The 18731-nt window shown below is 73.5% G+C and carries 14 protein-coding genes and 1 pseudogene; 7 read left to right on the top strand and 8 right to left on the bottom strand.

Annotated elements, in window-relative coordinates:
* The 4 genes from ACGFI9_RS05755 to mca all read right to left on the bottom strand — a co-directional run bounded on the left by ACGFI9_RS05755 (position 1) and on the right by mca (position 6215).
* Positions 1-2094, bottom strand: a complete 2094-nt coding sequence (locus ACGFI9_RS05755; protein ID WP_393175404.1) for a thioredoxin domain-containing protein — start codon at positions 2092-2094, stop codon at positions 1-3.
* Between the two features lie 184 nt (positions 2095-2278).
* Entirely contained in the window at positions 2279-4810 is a 2532-nt protein-coding gene (locus tag ACGFI9_RS05760; protein ID WP_393175406.1) for a putative bifunctional diguanylate cyclase/phosphodiesterase, read from the bottom strand.
* Between the two features lie 181 nt (positions 4811-4991).
* A complete protein-coding gene (locus ACGFI9_RS05765) occupies positions 4992-5285 on the bottom strand; it encodes a hypothetical protein (protein WP_393175408.1) in 294 nt (97 codons plus the stop codon).
* A 48-nt stretch (positions 5286-5333) separates the two neighbouring features.
* Complete coding sequence (mca, locus tag ACGFI9_RS05770) at positions 5334-6215, bottom strand: mycothiol conjugate amidase Mca (protein WP_393175410.1); 882 nt, start codon at positions 6213-6215, stop codon at positions 5334-5336.
* 212 nt (positions 6216-6427) lie between these two features.
* Here mca and ACGFI9_RS05775 point away from each other — a divergent pair, with 212 nt between their 5' ends.
* Positions 6428-6862, top strand: coding sequence for a DUF4307 domain-containing protein (locus ACGFI9_RS05775; RefSeq protein ID WP_393175412.1), 435 nt, complete (start codon positions 6428-6430; stop codon positions 6860-6862).
* A 144-nt stretch (positions 6863-7006) separates the two neighbouring features.
* Positions 7007-7507, top strand: coding sequence for a transcription elongation factor GreA (greA, locus tag ACGFI9_RS05780; protein WP_393175414.1), 501 nt, complete (start codon positions 7007-7009; stop codon positions 7505-7507).
* A gap of 126 nt (positions 7508-7633) precedes the next feature.
* Here the strand turns inward: greA and ilvA are convergent, their stop codons facing one another.
* From ilvA to ACGFI9_RS05800, 4 genes are read right to left on the bottom strand one after another with little or no spacing between them, the layout of a single operon-like run.
* Positions 7634-8854: a threonine ammonia-lyase gene (gene ilvA, locus ACGFI9_RS05785; RefSeq protein WP_393175416.1), complete on the bottom strand. Its 1221-nt coding sequence runs from the start codon at positions 8852-8854 to the stop codon at positions 7634-7636.
* Positions 8851-9768 carry a DUF4328 domain-containing protein gene (locus ACGFI9_RS05790; protein WP_393175418.1) on the bottom strand — a complete coding sequence of 306 codons (918 nt, stop codon included), beginning with the start codon at positions 9766-9768 and terminating at the stop codon, positions 8851-8853. Before ACGFI9_RS05790 ends, ilvA begins: the two co-directional genes overlap by 4 nt.
* A gap of 48 nt (positions 9769-9816) precedes the next feature.
* The gene (locus ACGFI9_RS05795) at positions 9817-11229 is read right to left on the bottom strand and encodes an amidase (RefSeq protein ID WP_393175420.1); all 1413 of its coding nucleotides are present in this window, start codon (positions 11227-11229) and stop codon (positions 9817-9819) included.
* A gap of 16 nt (positions 11230-11245) precedes the next feature.
* On the bottom strand, positions 11246-12388 hold the full coding sequence (locus ACGFI9_RS05800) for a cystathionine gamma-synthase (RefSeq protein WP_393175422.1): 1143 nt from the start codon (positions 12386-12388) through the stop codon (positions 11246-11248).
* A gap of 109 nt (positions 12389-12497) precedes the next feature.
* Between ACGFI9_RS05800 and ACGFI9_RS05805 the strand changes: the two are divergent.
* From ACGFI9_RS05805 to ACGFI9_RS05825, 5 genes and pseudogenes are all read left to right on the top strand, one after another.
* Positions 12498-12915: pseudogene (locus ACGFI9_RS05805) on the top strand (HIT family protein).
* A 57-nt stretch (positions 12916-12972) separates the two neighbouring features.
* A complete protein-coding gene (gene msrA, locus ACGFI9_RS05810; RefSeq protein ID WP_393175424.1) occupies positions 12973-13635 on the top strand; it encodes a peptide-methionine (S)-S-oxide reductase MsrA in 663 nt (220 codons plus the stop codon).
* Between the two features lie 204 nt (positions 13636-13839).
* Entirely contained in the window at positions 13840-15624 is a 1785-nt protein-coding gene (locus tag ACGFI9_RS05815) for an N-acetylglutaminylglutamine amidotransferase (protein WP_393175426.1), read from the top strand.
* Positions 15625-15626: 2 nt separating this feature from the next.
* The gene (gene ngg / locus ACGFI9_RS05820; protein ID WP_393175428.1) at positions 15627-17453 is read left to right on the top strand and encodes an N-acetylglutaminylglutamine synthetase; all 1827 of its coding nucleotides are present in this window, start codon (positions 15627-15629) and stop codon (positions 17451-17453) included.
* Entirely contained in the window at positions 17450-18625 is a 1176-nt protein-coding gene (locus tag ACGFI9_RS05825; protein ID WP_393175430.1) for an osmoprotectant NAGGN system M42 family peptidase, read from the top strand. The genes ngg and ACGFI9_RS05825 overlap by 4 nt, the downstream gene beginning before the upstream one ends.
* The last annotated feature ends 106 nt before the right edge of the window (positions 18626-18731 follow it).

Consider the following 18731-nt stretch of genomic DNA (forward strand, 5'->3'; position numbering starts at 1 on the left):
TCAGCGGAGCTCGGCGATCAGGTCGTCGACCGAGGTCACCGGCCGCTGGCAGACGAAACCGCGACAGACGTACGCGGCGGGCCGCCCGTCGACCATCGGCCGGTCGGCCAGCAGCGGCACGCCCGGCTGGTCGCTCCGGCCGGCCACCACCACCGCGCCGGGCGGGGCGTGCCGGCGGGCGGCCGCCACGAGCGGGTCGCCCGCCGGGTCGTCGGTGACCACGGCGATCTCGTACGGCCCGGAGAGCAGCGCCTCCCCGACGGTGGCCGCGTACCCGGTGAACCGGGCGTGCCGGCCGACGAGCGGCGCGACGGTCGACAGCGTGGCCTCGGCCGCCTCCCGGTACCGGGTCTCCCCGCTCAGCGCCGCGTACGCCACCAGCGCCGCGACGATCGCCGACCGGCCCGACGGGGTGGCGTTGTCGGTGGGGTCGGCCGGCCGGGTGACCAGCCGCTCGGCGTCGTCGGCGGTGTCGTAGAAGCCGCCGTCCGGGGCGGCGAAGCGGGCCAGCGCCACGTCGAGCAGCTGTCCGGCCAGGGTCAGCCACCGCCCCTCGCCGGTGAGCTGGTGCAGGGCGCAGAACGCCTCGGCCACGCAGCCGTAGTCCTCCAGCACCCCGGCCGGCTCGCCGACCGCCTTGTCCCGGGAGACCCGGCGCAGCCGCCCGTCCACGATGTGCACGCTCGCCAGGTGATCGGCGGCGTCGCGCATCGCGCCGTCGGCGACGATGGTGATCCCCTCCATCAGGTTGGCGTCCTCGTCGTCGGGGGACGCGTAGAGCGCGGCGACCTGCTGGAACTCGGCGATCGCGGTGATCGCCAGCCCGTTCCAGGCGGCCACCACCTTGTCGTCCCGGGCGGGCTGGGGGCGGGTGTCGCGGGCGGCCAGCAGCCGGCCGACCACGTCCTGCCAGCGGGCGCGGACCGCCGGGTCGGCGTCGTCGATGTCCCGGGCCAGCTTCAACACGCTGCTGCCCTGCTCAACGCCCCTCCTTCCGTCCGGAGTGCCGTCTTGCGGCGCGGAGGCGGAATGAGGGGCGAAGGTGCCCGCCTCGGTCACGCCGAACAGGTCGGCCGCGAAACGGCCGTCCTCCTCCCCCAGCACCTCGACGAGTTGGGCCGGCGTCCAGACGTAGGTGAGTCCCTCGACGCCCTGGGTGTCCGCGTCCAGCGCCGACGCGAAGCCCTCGCCGGGCCGGTGCAGCTCGTCGGCGAGGAACCGGGCCGTGTCCCGGGCCACCCGCCGGGCCAGCCGGTCCCCGGTGAGCCGCCACAGCTGGGTGTAGACCCGCAGCAGCAGGGCGTTGTCGTAGAGCATCTTCTCGAAGTGCGGCACGGTCCAGTGACCGTCCACCGAGTAGCGGGCGAACCCGCCGGCGAGCTGGTCGTGCAGGCCACCCCGGGCCATCGCCTCGCAGGTGTGCCGGACGATCTCCAGGCTCCGGGGCGAGCCGGTGCGCTGGTGGTGCCGGAGCAGGAAGAGCAGGTTCATGTGCGGGGGGAACTTCGGCGCCCCGCCGAAGCCGCCGTTGGTCTCGTCGTACTCCTCGGCGAGCTGTGCGGCGGCGGCGTCGAGCAGCTCGGCGGTGAGCGGGGCGGTGAGGCCGCCCACGGCCTGGGCGCCCCCGATCGCCTCGACCACGGCGGCGCCCTGCCGCAGCACCGCCTCCCGCTGGTCCCGCCAGGCGGTGGCGACCGAGCCGAGCAGGCGGATGAAGTTCGGCCGGGGGAAGTAGGTGCCGCAGAAGAACGGGGTGCCGTCCGGGGTGGCGAAGACCGTCATCGGCCAGCCGCCCTGCCCGGTCATCGCCTGGGTGGCGGTCATGTAGACCGCGTCGACGTCCGGGCGCTCCTCCCGGTCCACCTTGACGCAGACGAAGTCGTCGTTCATCAGCTGGGCGACGGCCTCGTTCTCGAACGACTCGTGCGCCATCACGTGGCACCAGTGGCAGGCGGCGTAGCCGACCGAGATGAGCACCGGCACGTCGCGCCGCCTGGCCTCGGCGAACGCCTCCTCGCACCAGGGCCACCAGTCGACCGGATTGTCGGCGTGCTGGAGCAGGTACGGCGAGGTGGCCTCGGCAAGTCGGTTCACCCGACGACCATATCCAGCCCGGGCGGCCATCGCCGGGTCACCCGGGGAGCTTTCCCTTATTCATATACATCTATTTAGTTCTGCGCATGCCCGGCGGCGGGCGCCGTCGGGTCGTCCGAAGGAGACGGCATGCGCAGACTCCCCGCCCCGCCCCCGGGCGCGGGCCGGCCCCGGGCGGAGGCGGTCAGGACGCGCCGTCGGCGCGGAGCGGGAAGACGTTGCCCTGGGCGCCGTCCCGCAGCGACCCCAGCACCGCGCCGATCTTGTCCGCCGGCATCGGCTTGAAGAAGTGGTAGCCCTGGGCGGCGGTGCAGCCCAGTTCGGCCAGGGCGGTCCGCTGCTCGGCCGTCTCCACCCCCTCGGCCACCACCCGCAGCCCCAGCTCGTGGGCGAGCCCGACGGTGGTCCGTACGATCGCCGCCGCCTCCGGGGAGTCGGCCATCCGGATCACGAAGGAGCGGTCGACCTTCAGCTCGTCGACGGCGATCCGGGTCAGGAAGGTCAGCGACGAGAAGCCGGTGCCGAAGTCGTCGACGGCGAGCTGCACCCCCATCGAGCGCAGGGTGGCCAGCACCTCGTCGATGACCTCCAGCTCGCTCATCACCACTGTCTCGGTGATCTCCAGGACCAGCCGGTGCGGCGGGACCTGGTGCCGGCGCAGCGCCTCGCCGATCTCGCCGGGCAGCCGCGGGTCGAGCAGGCTGCGGGCCGAGAGGTTCACCGAGATCGGCACGTCGAGCCCCTCGCGGGCCCAGTCGGCCGCCACCGCCAGCGCCTTGTCCAGCACGTACCGGGTGAAGGTGCCGAGCTGCTCGCTGTTCTCCACCGGACGGATGAAGTCGGCCGGGTTGAGCCAGCCGCGCCGGGGGTGCCGCCAGCGGATCAGCGCCTCCACGCCGGTCGGCGCGCCGGTGGCCAGGTCCACCGCCGGCTGCAACGCCAGCACGAGCTGGTCGTCGGCCTCCAGCGCCTCCCGCAGCTCGGCGAGGAGCGCCAGCTGGTCGGTGCTCGCCGCGTCCCGGGAGCTGTCGTACGCGGCGACGCTGCCGCCGCCCTCCTTCGCCTGGTACATGGCGATGTCGGCCCGGCGCAGCAGCTCCGTCATGTCCGCGGCGCCCGCGGCGGCGACCACCACCCCGACCGCCACCTCGACGGACATCCGCACCCCGGCCACCTCGGTCGGCGCGGCCAGCCGCTCGGCGATCTCCCGGGCCTGCCGCAGCGCGTACGTGACCGGGGCGGTGCGCTCGTCGACCACCGGGACGGCGGTCAGCAGCAGGGCGAACTCGTCGCCGCCGAGCCGCCCGAGCAGGTCACCGGGGCGGCCCAGCGCGGCCAGCCGGTTCGCGGTCAGCCGGAGCAACTGGTCCCCGGCGGCGTGCCCGAGCGTGTCGTTGACCTCTTTGAACTGGTTGACGTCGAGCAGCAGCAGCGCGACCGGGTGGTCGTGGGCGAGCTGCCGCAGCGCCTGGTCGCCCTGGGTGAGCATGGCGGCCCGGTTGAGCAGCCCGGTGAGCTGGTCGTGCACCGCCTCGTACGAGGAGCGGGCGGTGACCAGCCGCAGCTCGCGGTGGGTGGCGGCGTCGTGCAGGGCGGCGGCCAGCGCGTCGCCGAACGCGGCGACGGCGTCCCGTTCCCGGGCGTTCGGCGGGGCCGACCGGGGAAAGTGGACGCGCAGCTGACCCACCTCGACGCTGCTCACGGTCATCGACCGCACCAGCTCGTGCTCGCCGGACTCGGCCAGCGTCGGGGGCACCACCTCGCGGTCGCGGACCTGGCCACCGGTGTCCGCCCGGTAGCGCCGCCACCGGCCGTCGCCCCGGGCCACGTCCACCTCGACCAGTTCGGCGCCGAAGAGCGAGAGCGCGCCGGTCACCGCCGCGGTCGCCACCCCCCGCTCGTCGAGCTGGTTGAGCGCGGCGGTGGTCTCGGCGAACGCCCGCCAGGTGCGTCGTTCCTGGTCGGCCCGGAGCCGGTGCCGGTAGGTCTGCTGGAGCAGCCACAGCGCCGGCGGGAGGAGCAGCAGCCAGCGGGCGTCGAGCTCCAGCAGCGCGACCACCACCAGGCCGACCGCCACGTTGCCGACGAACATGAGCAGCTTGCCGCGGAGCGCGGCGAGCAGCGGCGGACCGATCGGGATGCCGTGCCGCAGCGCCAGGGTCACGCCGCCCAGCCACGCGGTGGTGAGCAGGTAGGTCACCGAGCCGGCGATCAACGCGAGGGCCAGTTCCGGGGTCGGCGCGGCGAGCATCGGCCGGCCGAGCGCGCTGGCCACGGCCGCGGCGAGGGCGGTGGCGGCGGTCAGCGAGGCCGCGATCCGGACCAGTTCCAGCACCGGCCGGCGGTCGGCGAGCAGGGACATCCCGGTCCAGGCGGCCCCGGCGCCGAGCAGGGCCGCGGCCGGCAGCCAGCCGGCCGGTACGAGGTAGAGGCAGACGACGAGGGCGGCCTCGCCCCAGGTGATGCTGACCATGCCGGCGGCGGTGCGGAACCGCAGGCGGGCGAGGTGGGCGACGGCGAAGGCGGCGACCGCCAGGCCGAACCGGGCCGGCGCCGGCAGCGGGTCGTCGGGCGGGAGGGACTCGGGGACGGTGAGCCCGAGCAGGGCGGCCGCCAGCGCGGTGGCCGCGACGGCGGCGGTCACCACGAGCACCCCGGCCGGCGTGCCGTGCAGGCCGAGCCGATCGGGGGGATGGCCCTCCCCGCCGGGGGTCACGGGCCCACCCTGTCCGGCGGCGGTCCGAGGGCACGCCGGGTGGCCACTGTTGCCACGGACATCGGCGCCCCCCTTCCGCGCACGGCTCAGGGACTTTTCGGTCCCCCCGGCGGAAGGCTAAGCCAAAGCCGGTGGTCGCAACAGGGGGCGACGACCGGCTTCGACGTGATTCACGCGCCGACTACCCGTTCCGGCGCTGCTGGGAGCCGTTGGGAGCGTTCGTGGGTGATTCCTGCGCGGCGGTCCCGTCTGTCGGATCGACGACTGCGGCGTCGGCCCGATTCTGGTCGGCCGGACCGGTCTGCGGCGGGAACCGGTCGGGCAGCCGGCGCAGCCGGGCGTTCATGTTGCGGATCAGCAGGATGGTGACGGTGGCCAGCGCGACGATGAGGAAGAGGCCCATCGGACCGGCCAGACCACCCGTACGGGTGTCACCGAAGTTGTTCTCCGCGAGCACCTGGGCGGTGGTCAGCATGGTGTTCCTCCGATGTGCGACTGACCACCAGGGTACGCCGCCGCCGGATCAGCGGGCATGGGCCGTCTCGCGGACCCCGGCGAACAGGTCGGACTCGGGCAGCGGGCTGTCTACCAGCGAACGGGCGAGCTGGTAGTCCTCGGTCGGCCAGGCGCGCTGCTGGAGGTCCATCGGCACCTGGAACCAGAAGCCGTCCGGGTCGATCTGGGTGGCGTGGGCGCGCAGGGCGTCGTCGCGGACCGGGAAGTATTCGGCGCACTCCACCCGGGTGGTGATCCGGCCGCCCTTGTCCGGCCGGTCCTCCCAGCGCTTCATCCATTCGCCGTACGGCGACTCCAGGCCGGCGGCGAGCATCGCCTCGTGCAGGGCCATGATCTTGGCGCGGGAGAAACCGATGTCGTAGTAGAGCTTCAGCGGCTGCCAGGGCTCGCCCAGCTCCGGGTACCGCTCCGGGTCACCGGCGGCCTCGAAGGCCGCGACGGTCACCTTGTGGGTCATGATGTGGTCCGGGTGGGGGTAGCCACCCTCCTCGTCGTACGTGGTGACGACGTGCGGACGGAACTGGCGCATCAGCCGCACCAGCGGGGCCGCGGCGGTCTCGACGTCCTGGAGGGCGAAGCACCCCTCGGGCAGCGGCGGCAGCGGATCGCCCTCGGGCAGCCCGGAGTCGACGAAACCGAGCCAGGCCTGCTCGATGCCGAGGATCGCGCGGGCCGCGTCCATCTCGGCGCGGCGGATCTCGGCGATGTTGGCCCACACGTCCGGGCGGTCCATCTTCGGGTTGAGCACGCTCCCCCGCTCGCCACCGGTGCAGGTGACGACCAGGACGTCCACGCCCTCGGCGACGTATTTCGCCGTGGTCGCGGCCCCCTTGCTCGACTCGTCGTCGGGATGGGCGTGCACCGCCATGAGACGCAGCTGCTCTGCCACCTTCGGCGCTCCTCGTCTGTGCCGACCGGGCCGGGCCCACCTGGGCCGGACCGGCTGACCTGCCGGAATCTTCCCCGCGCCCGCGGAAACCCCCGTGCTGGCTGGTCGGCGGGTCGGCCGACCTGCCATCCTTGGCTCAGCGCCGGGCTGGGAAGATGGACTTTGCCATTCTTGCCGATGCCGCCGACAACAACGCCAGGAGATACCCGCCGGTGAGCGAGACGCACGCCACAATCAGCCCGGGCGCACCCGTCTTCCCGCCCGGGCGGTACGGCCGCCGCCGCGAGCCCGGCCGCCGCCGGCCGTTCCTGCTCGCCCTGGTGGCGGCCGTCCTCCTGGCGATCCTCGGGCTGGTCGCCGGCAAGCTCTACAGCCAGTACGGCGACCCCGAGTACCGGGCCGAGGTGATCACCTACACCGGGATCACCGATTCCCGGGTGGTGGTCGACTTCCGGGTGACCGTGCCGCCGGGCGGCTCGGCGACCTGTCTGCTGCGGGCCCGGTCGCACGACGGGGCCGAGGTCGGACACGCCGAGGTGACTATCACCGCCCGCCCCGGCCAGCGACACGTCACCGTCTCGCACGAGGTGCCCACCACCGCCCGCCCGTTCATCGGCGAGGTGCTGCGCTGCCGGCCGGGCGGCTGACCCGGTCCCGCCCGACCTGCCGGAACGCGTACCGGCGGTCCCGTCGCCGGCACCCGGGGTGATCGGCGCCACCCTGGCGTGTCCGGCACTGGTAACTTGGTAGTTCACCTGTCAGCCAGTCCGTACCAACCGAGGAGACCGCCTGTGTCCACCAATGGCAACGAGGCGCCCGCCACCTGGCTGTCCCAGGACGCTTACGACCGCCTGCAGGCCGAGCTCGACGAGCTGATCGCCAACCGGCCGGTCATCGCCGCCGAGATCAACGCCCGGCGGGAGGAGGGCGACCTGCGGGAGAACGGCGGCTACCACGCCGCCCGCGAGGAGCAGGGCAAGGCCGAGGGGCGCATCCGCTACCTCCAGGAACTGCTCCGCACCGCCCAGGTGGGCGAGGCCCCGACCGCCGACGCGGTGTCGCCCGGCATGGTGGTGACGATCTACTTCGACGACGACGCCGACGACACGGAGACCTTCCTGCTCGGCTCCCGGGAGATCGCCTCCACCACCGACCTGACCGTCTACAGCCCCGAGTCCGCGCTCGGCAAGGCGATCCTGGGCGGCAAGGCCGGCCAGACCTGCACCTACACGGCACCCAGTGGCGCCGACATCAAGGTGACCGTGGTCAAGTTCGAGCCGTTCTCCGGCTAGCCCATCCGGACCCGTGCCGGACGGCTCGGGTCCGACCCGACCGAGGCTGACAGGCTCCCTCGGACCCGAGCCAACCGCGACCGCCCCGGCCCACCGGCCGGGGCGGTCGCGTCGTCCCGGACGAGATCACGACTCGGCGGCGAACACCACCTGGTAGCCGCTGGCCCGCAGGGCGCTGATCAGCGTGTCCGAGTGCTCCACCCCGCGGGTCTCGACCGAGAGCGCCACCTCCACCTCGCCGAGGCGCAGGTGCGGGTTGGCCCGCTGGTGCTCCACGTCCACCACGTTGGCCCGGTGCTCGGCTATCTCGCCGAGCAGGGAGGCGAGCTGACCCGGCCGGTCCGTGCAGCGCACGGTGACCCGCAGGTAGCGGCCGGCCGCCGCCAGGCCGTGCTCGATCACCCGCAGCATGAGCAGCGGGTCGATGTTGCCGCCGGAGAGCACCGCCACCACCGGCGCCTGCACCTCCACCGCGCCGGCCAGCAGCGCCGCCACCCCGACCGCGCCGGCCGGCTCCACCACCTGCTTGCCGCGTTCCAGCAGCATCAGCAGGGCCCGGGAGATGTCCTCCTCGGAGACCGTGACGACGTCGTCGACCAGCTTGCGGACGTGGGTGAAGGTGAGGTCGCCGGGACGGCCGACCGCGATGCCGTCGGCGATCGTCGAGAACGCCGGCAGGCGGACCGGCTCGCCGGCCTTCAGCGAGGGCGGGAAGGCGGCCGCGGTGGCCGCCTGCACCCCGATCACGCGGACGTCGGGACGCAGCGCCTTGGCGGCCACCGCCATCCCGGAGATCAGGCCACCGCCGCCCACCCCGGTGACGATCGTCTTGACGTCCGGGCACTGCTCCAGGATCTCCAGGGCCACCGTGCCCTGGCCGGCGATGACGTCCGGGTGGTCGAACGGGTGGATGAACACCGCCCCGGTCCGCTCGGCGAAGGTCTGCGCCGCGACCAGCGACTCGTCCACCGTGTTGCCGACCAGCTCCACCGTGGCGCCGTACCCCTTGGTGGCGGCGACCTTGGGCAGCGGCGCGTTGACCGGCATGAAGACCGTGGCGTGCGTGCCGACCAGGCCGGCGGCGAGCGCCACCCCCTGCGCGTGGTTACCGGCGCTCGCCGCGACCACGCCGCGTTCCCGCTCCTCGGCCGAGAGCCGGGAGATCCGCACGTACGCCCCGCGCACCTTGTACGACCCGGCGCGCTGCACGTTCTCGCACTTCAACCACGCCGGGCCGCCGAGCACGGCGCTGAGTGGGCGGGAGGGCTCCAGCGGGGTGGTCCGGGTGACGCCGGCGAGCAACTCCCGCGCGGCCTGTACGTCGGCGAGACCGACCAGTTCCGTCATGCCCCGATCGTGCCACCCGCCCCCGGGTGAACCTGCGGCGACGCCACGGTCGGATCGCTCGGGACCTGCGGCGACGGCCCGCTCACGGGCTGCGTCGGGTAGCCCGGGGCGTACCCGATCGGCGCGCCGGGCCAGCCGGGGGCGATCGGCCAGGCCGGCACGGCACGCGCGATCCGGTCCTGCTGGGCGGCGGAGATCCGGCGGATCAGCACGACGAACGAGACCCCGGCGATCAGGCAGGCGATCGTGGGGATCAGCCGCGGGCCGATCGCGTCCTGGTAGTAGCGGACGTAGGTCTGGAACTCCGCGTCGCTGCGGGGCCACTCGGTCAGTCTGGCGTACCGCTGGTCGTCGAATTTGCTGACGACGCGCTCGCCGAAGGTGAACACCAGCCAGGCCGCCCACCAGACGCCGACCAGGCCGGTGCTCCGGCGCCACAGGCTGTCCCGGGCCACGTTGGCCACCACCCGCGCCGGCACCACGAAGTTGGCGAACGGCACCAGCCACCCGGCGATCGCCCAGCCCGGACCCATCGTCGGCAGGGCCCCCGGAAACGCTTCGAGGTTCTTCCGCACCCGCCAGGTCCAGATGATCACCAGTACCGCGGCGGTCAGGAAGGCCAGCAGGTAGGGCAGGTAGAGCAGGACTTCGGCCACCGCCGCGCCCATCAGCAGGTCGCGGTCGGCCTGCTCGGCCGCCGCGCGGGCCACCCGCACCCCGACGACGGGGAACAGCGCGCTCGGCAGGTAGAGCACGCTGGCCGCGCCGACCGCGATGGCAGCGGCCGTGCCCAGGCCGCGCACCGCGTACGCGGGCACGCCGGGGCTCACCGCCGGCTGGCCGAGCGGGGTGCCGCAGCGCTGGCACTCGTTGAAGGCCGGGGACGTGGCGTCCCCGCAGGTCCGGCAGTACATCGGCGTCGTCCCCCGTGGTCCGCGTGTGAGTGCGGACACGTTAGACGATCACGCGGTGGCCGGCGACCCCGTTGCGGCCCGGGGGTAGCCGGGGGCGTGCCGCTGCCAGGGGGCCTGCATCTCGAACTGACCGGCGACGCCGAGCAGCAGCAGCTCCGAGCCGGGCGGCCCGACGAACTGCACGCCGACCGGCAGGCCGTCCGGGCGGCGGCCGACGGGCACCACGATCGACGGCAGGCCGGCGATGTTCCACGGCGCGGCGTACGGGGCGTACCGGATGTTGGCCGACATGTTCGCCAGCCAGGACCGGCCGGACCAGCCGGCGGCCTCCGGCGGCGGCCCGGCCAGCGCCGGGGTGAGCAGCAGGTCCACCGAGTGGTCGGCGAAGAAGTTCACCGACCGCTCGCGCCAGGCGAGCCGGTCGGCCTCGCGGACGTACCCCCGGCGCTGCGCCCACTCGCCGAACGCGACGTGCCGGCGGCTGCGCCGCTGGAGCTGGCGCGGCGCCACCCCGGACGCCCGCACGTCGGCGGCGGCCGCGGCGAACCAGGTGGCGATGCCCTGCAGGCCGAGCCGGGTCGGGTAGACCGGGTCGGCGGGGACGGTGTCGTGCCCGGCGGCGGCCAGCAGCCGGCCGGCGGCGGCCACCGCGTCCCGGTTGGGGGCGTCCGGCGAGACGCCGCGCACCGGCGAGCGCAGCGAGACGCCGACCCGCAGCCGCGGCGGCGGGACCAACTTGTCCGGGCGGCGCCCGGCCAGCACCGAGAAGCCGACCACCGCGTCGGCGACGGTGCTGGTGAGCATGCCGTGCTCGGTCAGGCCGAACCAGTCGTCGGCGCCGAGCTGGCAGGGCACCACGCCCCGGCCGGGCTTGAGCCCGACCAGGCCGCAGCAGGCCGCAGGGATGCGGATCGAGCCGAGACCGTCGTTGCCGTGCGCGATCGGCACCAGCCCGGCGGCCACCGCGGCGGCCGCCCCACCGGAGGAGCCGCCGGGGGTACGCGACAGGTCCCAGGGGTTGCGGGTGACCCCGGTGTCGTCATCGGTGAGCGCCCAGAGGCCGAGCTCCGGCATCCGGGTCACCCCGAGGATCACCGCGCCGGCGCCGCGCAGCCGGCGGACCACCTCGTGGTCGGCCTCCGCCACCGGGGTACGCACGGCGGCCGACCCGTTCCAGGTGGGCAGGCCGGCGACCGGGGTGTTCTCCTTGACCGCGACCGGCACCCCGGCCAGCGGAAGGTTGGCCAGGTCCTCCTGCTCGTCGACCTTCTCCGCCTCGGTGATCGCCTCCCCGCCGCGTACCGTGCGGAACGCGGCGAGGTCGGCGTCGGCCCGGGCGAGGTGATCCAGGTGATCGGCGACGACCTGGGTGGCGGAGACGTCGCCCCGGCGTACGCCCCGGGCGATCTGCTTGGCCGTCGCCCCCACCCAGGTCGTCGGCATGAAGTCCTGCACGGCCACCCTCCCCAGCCAGCGGTCAGCCCAGTGCCTGCTCCAGATCGGCGAGCAGGTCGTCGACCGTCTCGATGCCGACAGACAGTCGCACGAGATCGGCGGGAACTTCAAGCGGCGAGCCGGCAGCGCTCGCGTGTGTCATCCGTCCCGGGTGCTCGATGAGGGACTCGACCCCGCCGAGCGACTCCGCGAGCACGAACAGCTTGGCCCGGTTGCAGATCTCCACGGCGTGCTCCTCGCCGCCCGCGGCGCGGAACGAGATCATGCCGCCGAACCGGCGCATCTGCTTGGCGGCAACCTCGTGACCGGGGTGGGTGGGCAGGCCCGGGTAGATGACCTGGGCGACCTTGGCGTGACCGTCCAGGTAGGCCGCGATCCGCTCAGCGTTGTCGCAGTGCCGGTCCATCCGTACGCCGAGGGTCTTGATGCCGCGCAGGGTGAGCCAGGCGTCGAACGGCCCGTTGATCGCGCCCATCGCGTTCTGGTGGTAGCGCAGTTCCTCGCCGAGCGCCCGGTCGGCGGCGATCAGCGCGCCACCGACCACGTCGGAGTGCCCGCCGATGTACTTGGTGGTGGAGTGGACCACCACGTCCGCACCGAACGCGATCGGCTGCTGCAGGTACGGCGAGGCGAAGGTGTTGTCGACCACCAGCAGCGCGTCGGCCTCGTGCGCGACGGCGGCGAGGCCGGCGATGTCGGCGATGCCGAGCAGCGGGTTGGTGGGCGTCTCCACCCACACGATCCGCGTGGCGCCGGGGCGGATCGCGGCCCGCACCGCGTCCGGGTCGGAGACCTTGGCCGGGGTGTACTCCAGCCCCCAGCGCTCGGCGACCCTGGCGAAGAGCCGGTAGGTGCCGCCGTACGCGTCGTCCGGGATGACCACGTGGTCACCCGGCTTGCACACGGTGCGCAGCAGCGTGTCCTCGGCGGCCAGGCCGCTGGCGAAGGCGAGCGCCACCGGCCCGCCCTCCAGCGCGGCCAGGCACTCCTGGAGCGCGTCCCGGGTGGGGTTGCCGGAGCGGCTGTACTCGTAGCCCTGCCGGGGCGCGCCGACGGCGTCCTGGGCGTAGGTGCTGGTCTGGTAGATCGGTGGGATCACCGCGCCGGTGCGGGCCTCGGGGTCCTGACCGGCGTGGATGGCGAGCGTCTCGAAGCCGTGACTCATTCCCGAGACGTTAGTCCGCCCGTACGTCCCAGTGCGTGGAACCCGGGGCGGTAGGGGTCGGCGCTCACGCTGCCCGGCCACTGTCGGGGCCCCGGATTACGCTGCCACGGTGAGCGGGTGCGTGTTCTGCGGGATCGTGGCGGGCGAGGTGCCCGCGTTCACCGTCGCCGACGAGCCGGACGGGGTGGCGTTCCTGGACACCCGGCCGGTGTTCAAGGGGCACGTGCTGGTGGTGCCGCGCGCCCATCTGGTCACCCTCGACACGCTGCCGGCCGACGTGCTGCCCGGCTACTTCCGGCTGGTGCAGCGGATCATCGTCGCGGTGGAGACCGGCCTGGGGTCCGGTGGGACGTTCGTGGCGGTCAACAACAAGGTGTCCCAGTCGGTGCCGCACCTGCACACCCACGTGGTGCCCCCGGACCAAGGGCGACGGCCTGCGCGGCTTCTTCTGGCCGCGTACCCGCTACGCCGACGACGCCGAGGCCCGGGAGTGCGCCGACCGGATCGCCGCCGCCCTCACCGGGTAAGGAAGCGGGGAACGTCGGTGTTGCACACGCTGGGAAAGCCAAGAGAGGAGTCCCACCGTGTTCCTTCGCCGCATGAAGGCCGAGATGATCTCTCCCGACCAGGCCCTGCCGGGCCGCCCGATCGCGATGCCGATCGCCGACCGGCACGAGGTGCTGCCCTCCTCGCTGACGGGCCCGTTCCCCGAGCGCGCGCAGGTCGCGGTCTTCGGGATGGGCTGCTTCTGGGGCGCCGAGCGGCTGTTCTGGACCCTCCCGGGCGTGCTCACCACGTCGGCCGGCTACGCGGGTGGCTACACCAGGAACCCGACGTACGAGGAGGTCTGCTCGGGGCTGACCGGGCATGCCGAGGTGGTCCAGGTGGTCTACGACCCCGCGCAGATCAGCTACGAGGACCTGCTCAAGGTCTTCTGGGAGAACCACGACCCGACCCAGGGCATGCGCCAGGGCAACGACGTCGGTACGCAGTACCGCTCGGCGATCTACGCCACCACCGACGAGCAGCTGGCCACCGCGCAGGCCTCCCGGGACGCGTTCGCGCCGATCGTGGCGCGGGCCGGCAAGGGCGAGATCACCACGGAGATCGCCCGGCTCGGTGACTACTACTTCGCCGAGGACTACCACCAGCAGTACCTGGCCCCCACCAAGAACCCGAACGGGTACTGCAACCACGGCCCGAACGGGCTGAGCTGCCCGGTCGGCGTGGCCCGTACCGCCGGCTGAGCGACCGGACGTCCGTTTTCCCGGGCCTGCGGTGTTTGTCACACCGTGGGCCCGGATCATTTCGGGCACCTGGCGGGCCGCCGACCGAAACCCGAGCCTGGTCGACGGCTGGATCGGCGAGGGCGCGCATCCTAGCAAAGACGTAACACCACCAACATCAGCTCAACAGGCGAGGCGCACCAACCTCTGGCAGCATTGCCTCGCATGTGCGGACTGGCTGGAGAGTTCCGCCGTGACGGTTCACGGGCCGACGTGTCGGCCGTGGAGCGGATGGCGGCCACGATGAGTGACCGAGGCCCCGACGACAGCGGAGTCTGGTCCCAGGGACCGACGGCGCTGGGACACCGACGCCTGAAGATCATCGACCTCTCGGCGGCCAGCGGCCAACCGATCGTCGACCCCGCCGCCGGGCTCACCGGCGTCTTCAACGGCTGCATCTACAACTACCGGGAGCTGCGCGAGGAGCTGCAGGCCAGGGGCCACCGCTTCTTCTCCTCCGGCGACAGCGAGGTCGTGGTCAAGGCGTACGCCGAGTGGGGCCTCGACTTCGTCGACCACCTGATCGGCATGTTCGCGGTGGCGATCAGCGAGCGGGACACCGGCCGGCTGGTGCTGGCCCGGGACCGGCTCGGCATCAAGCCGCTCTACCTGGCCGAGACCCCCGGCGTGGTGCGCTTCGCCAGCACCCTGCCGGCGCTGCTGGCCGGCGGCGGGGTGGACACCTCGATCGACCCGGTGGCGCTCGCCCACTACCTGAGCTTCCACAGCATCGTGCCGCCGCCGCGGACCATCCTGCGCGGCGTCGCCAAGCTCCCGCCGGCCACGGTGCGGGTGTACGAGCCGGACGGCTCCGCCCACGAACGGGTCTACTGGGACCCGTCCTTCACCCGGGCCGCCGAGCGAGCCGACTGGACCGAGCGGGACTGGCAGGACGCGCTGCTGGCGTCGCTGACCACCGCCGTACGCCGCCGGATGGTGGCCGACGTGCCGGTCGGCGTGCTGCTCTCCGGCGGGCTGGACTCCAGCCTGGTGGTGGCGCTGCTGGCCGGCGAGGGGCAGTCCGGGCTGGCCACCTTCTCCATCGGCTTCGACGCGGTCGGCGGCCGGGAGGGCGACGAGTTCGTCTACTCCGACCTGGTCGCGAAGACGTTCGACACCGACCACCACCAGATCAAGGTGCCCACCGGCGACCTGCTGCCGCCCCTGGAGGCCGCCGTCGCGGCCATGAGCGAGCCCATGGTCAGCCACGACTGCGTGGCGTTCTACCTGCTCAGCCAGGAGGTCGCCCGGCACGTCAAGGTGGTCCAGTCCGGTCAGGGCGCGGACGAGATCCTCGGCGGCTACCACTGGTACCCGCCGCTGGCCGGCGTCGACCGGGAACGGGCGCTGGAGACGTACGCGAAGGCGTTCTTCGACCGCGACGCGGCCGGCCTGGCACGGGTGCTGAACCCGGCGTGGCTGGCCGACGGCGACCCGGCGCGGGAGTTCGTCGCCGCGCACCTGGCCCGGCCCGGGGCGCAGACCGCGGTCGACGCCGGCCTGCGGATCGACACCCAGGTCATGCTGACCGACGACCCGGTGAAGCGGGTGGACAACATGACCATGGCGCACGGGCTGGAGGCCCGGGTGCCGTTCCTGGACCACGAGTTCGTCGAGCTGGCCGCGAGCTGCCCGCCCGAGCTGAAGCTCGCCCAGGGCGGCAAGGGCGTGCTCAAGGAGATCGGCCGGCGGGTCCTCCCGCACGAGGTGATCGACCGGCCGAAGGGCTACTTCCCGGTGCCCGGCCTCACCCACCTCGAGGGCAAGCTCCTCGACCGGGTACGCGACGCCCTCACCGCCCCCGAGGCGCGCCGCCGGGACCTGTTCCGCGCCGACTACGTCGGCGCGCTGCTCGCCGACCCGAACGCCGAACTGACCCCGTTGAACGGAAACAAGCTGTGGCAGCTGGGACTCCTGGAAATGTGGCTCCAGAGCCACGGAATCGACTGACCGTGACCGACACCCTCGCCACCGGAACCGCCCGCACCGACCGGGAACGGATGCTGGGCCGCCGCCGGGAACGCGTCGGCCCGGGCGGCGACCCGGTCGCACCCGGCACCCCCGAGCCGCGCCGGCAGCCCGCCGACGAGTCGGGTGTGGTGCTGGACTGCGGCTGGGGCCGGCTGGTCTTCGGGCAGACCTTCGCCGAGCAGGCGGCGGTCGCCGACGTGCTGCGCTCCGAGGCGGCCGGCGCCCGGGACATCTGCATCTACCTGCGCGACCCGCACGTGCTCGTCTCCCGGCTCCCGGACGAGCTGTTCATCGACCCGTCGCTGACCTACCGACTGCCGCTGGGCGGGCGGCGACCGGCCGCCACCGGGAGCGGCGAGATCCCCGGCCTGACCATCCGCCCGCTCCGGGACGCCGACGACGCGGACGCGGTCAACCGGATCTACGCCCGCAACGGCATGGTCACCGCGCCGGTCGAGGTGCTGGTCGGGAACGCCGGCACCGACCGCTTCCTGCACCTGGTCGCCGAGGACGGTGCCGGCGAGGTGGTCGGCACGATCACCGGCGTGGACCACGTCGCGGTCTTCGCCGACCCGGAGAACGGCGCCAGCCTCTGGTGCCTGACCGTGGACTTCAACACCGCACCGCCCGGCACCGGGCAGGCGCTGCTCACCGCGCTGGCCGACCGGCTCGACGCGCGGGGCCGGGCGTACGTGGACCTGTCGGTGCTGGCCGAGAACTCGGGCGCGATCCGGCTCTACGAGCGGCTCGGCTTCCACCGCACCGGGACGCTCTGCGTGAAGCGGAAGAACCCCATCAACGAGCGGCTGTTCCTGCCCGCCACCCCTGAGGGGTACGACGAGCTGAACCCGTACGCGAGGATCGTCGCGGACGAGGCGATGCGGCGCGGCATCCGGGTGGAGGTCACCGACCCGCACTGGGGTGAGCTGAGGCTGAGCAACGGCGGCCGGACCGTCCACACCCGGGAGTCGCTGTCGGAGCTGACCTCGGCGGTGGCGATGGGCCGCTGCGACGACAAGCGGGTGACCCGGCGGATCCTCACCCAGGCGGGGCTGGCGGTGCCACGCGGGCGGACGGCCACCGGCGACGCGGACGACCTCGCCTTCCTGGCCGACGTCGGCCCGGTGGTGGTCAAGCCGGCCCGGGGCGAGCAGGGCAACGGCATCACCGTCGGGGTACGCACGCCCGAGGCGTTGATCGCCGCCGTCGAGCTGGCCCGCCGGTTCTGCCCGGACGTGCTGATCGAGGAACTGCGCGCGGGCGAGGACCTGCGGGTGGTCGTCATCGACCACGAGGTGGTCGCCGCCGCCGTACGCCGGCCCGCGCAGATCACCGGGGACGGGGTGCACGACGTCACCGAGTTGATCGAGCGGCAGAGCCGGCGCCGGGCCGCCGCGACCGGGGGCGAATCGAGGATCCCGATCGACGACATGACCCGCGAGGTGGTGGCCGAGGCCGGGTACCGGATGCACGACGTGCTCCCGGAGGGACAGGTGCTGGCCGTACGCCGGACCGCGAACCTGCACACCGGCGGGACCATCCACGACGTGACCGCCGAGCTGCATCCGGCGATCGCCGAGGCGTGCGTGACGGCCAGCCGGGCGTTGGACATCCCGGTCACCGGGTTGGACCTGCTGGTGCCCGCCCCCGACCGGCCGGAGCACGTGTTCATCGAGGCGAACGAGCGACCTGGCCTGGCCAACCACGAGCCGCAGCCGACCGCCGAACGCTTCGTCGACCTGCTCTTCCCCGGCACCCGGGCACCGCAGCGGCTCTGGTCGCCGGCCGGTACGGGAGGCGCCGCGTGAGCCCGAAGCCGCTGGAGATCGACGTCGACTACCTGCGCCAGGTGCTGGTGGAGCTGCTGGAGATCCCCAGCCCGTCGGGGCGTACCGACCACGTCCAGCAGTACGTGGGGGAACGCCTCTCCGCGCTCGGCATCGGCTCGACGCTGACCCGGCGGGGGGCGCTCAGCGCCTGCCTGCCCGGGCCCCGGGAGACCGGCGCCGACCGGGCGATCGTGGTGCACACCGACACCATCGGCGGCATGGTGAAGCGGCTCAAGGAGAACGGGCGGCTGGAGCTGAAGCCGATCGGCACGCACAGCGCGCGCTTCGCCGAGGGCGCCCAGGTGCGGATCTTCACCGACGACCTGGACCGGGTGATCACCGGCCAGGTGCTGCCGCTCAAGGCCAGCGGGCACCGCTACAACGAGGCCGTCGACCTCCAGGGCGTCGGCTGGGAGCTGGTCGAGGTACGGGTCGACGAGCCGGTGGCGGACATCGCTGGTCTGCGTGCGCTCGGCATCGACGCCGGCGACTTCGTCGCGCTGCTGGCCAACCCGGCGATCACCCCCGGCGGGTACGTCAAGTCCCGGCACCTCGACGACAAGGCCGGCGTGGCCGCGGTGCTGACCGCGTTCAAGGCGATGGTCGACGCGGGGATCACCCCGGCGGTCACCGCGCACCTGCTGGTCACCGTCACCGAGGAGATCGGCCACGGGGCGAGCCACGGGCTCGACCCGGACGTGGCGGAGATCGTCTCGGTGGACGCGGCGGTGGTCGCCCCCGGCCAGCAGTCCCGGGAGGACGCGGCCACCCTGGCCATGGGCGACGGGGTGGGCCCGTTCGACTACCACCTGACCCGCAACCTGGCCTCGATCGCCCGCGAGCACGGCGTCGACCTGGTCCGGGACGTCTTCGACTACTACCGCTCCGACGTGGCGGCCGCGGTGGAGGCGGGCGCGCACGCCCGGGTGGCGCTGCTCGGCTTCGGCGTGGACGCCACCCACGGGCACGAGCGCACCCACCTCGACTGCCTGCGCCACCTCACCCAGCTGCTCTGCCTCTACCTGCAGAGCCCGCTGGTCTTCCCGGAGTGGGACGCCGAGCCGGAGGGCGATCTGGTCGACTTCCCGTCGCTGGCCGTGCAGCCGGCCTCCGAGGAAGGCCCCCGCGAGGGCCCGATCGGCCTGGACTGAGCGGTCCGCGCCCCGCGACGCGAGCTGCCAGCCGCAGGCAGCACGCTGCGGCTGCGCATACCTTGTCGCTCCCTTTGGAGCTGATATCACCAACGACTCACGGCAG

It is taken from the genome of Micromonospora sp. NPDC048930 (genome assembly GCF_043197935.1).
GTDB lineage: Bacteria > Actinomycetota > Actinomycetes > Mycobacteriales > Micromonosporaceae > Micromonospora.

Coding starts and splice junctions, on each gene's coding strand:
- ACGFI9_RS05765 (WP_393175408.1), bottom strand. CDS start 5,285: ATGCTGACCACCGCCCAGGTGCTCGCGGAGAACAACTTCGGTGACACC.
- ilvA (WP_393175416.1), bottom strand. CDS start 8,854: ATGACGGAACTGGTCGGTCTCGCCGACGTACAGGCCGCGCGGGAGTTG.
- ACGFI9_RS05800 (WP_393175422.1), bottom strand. CDS start 12,388: ATGAGTCACGGCTTCGAGACGCTCGCCATCCACGCCGGTCAGGACCCC.
- ACGFI9_RS05790 (WP_393175418.1), bottom strand. CDS start 9,768: ATGTACTGCCGGACCTGCGGGGACGCCACGTCCCCGGCCTTCAACGAG.
- ACGFI9_RS05815 (WP_393175426.1), top strand. CDS start 13,840: ATGTGCGGACTGGCTGGAGAGTTCCGCCGTGACGGTTCACGGGCCGAC.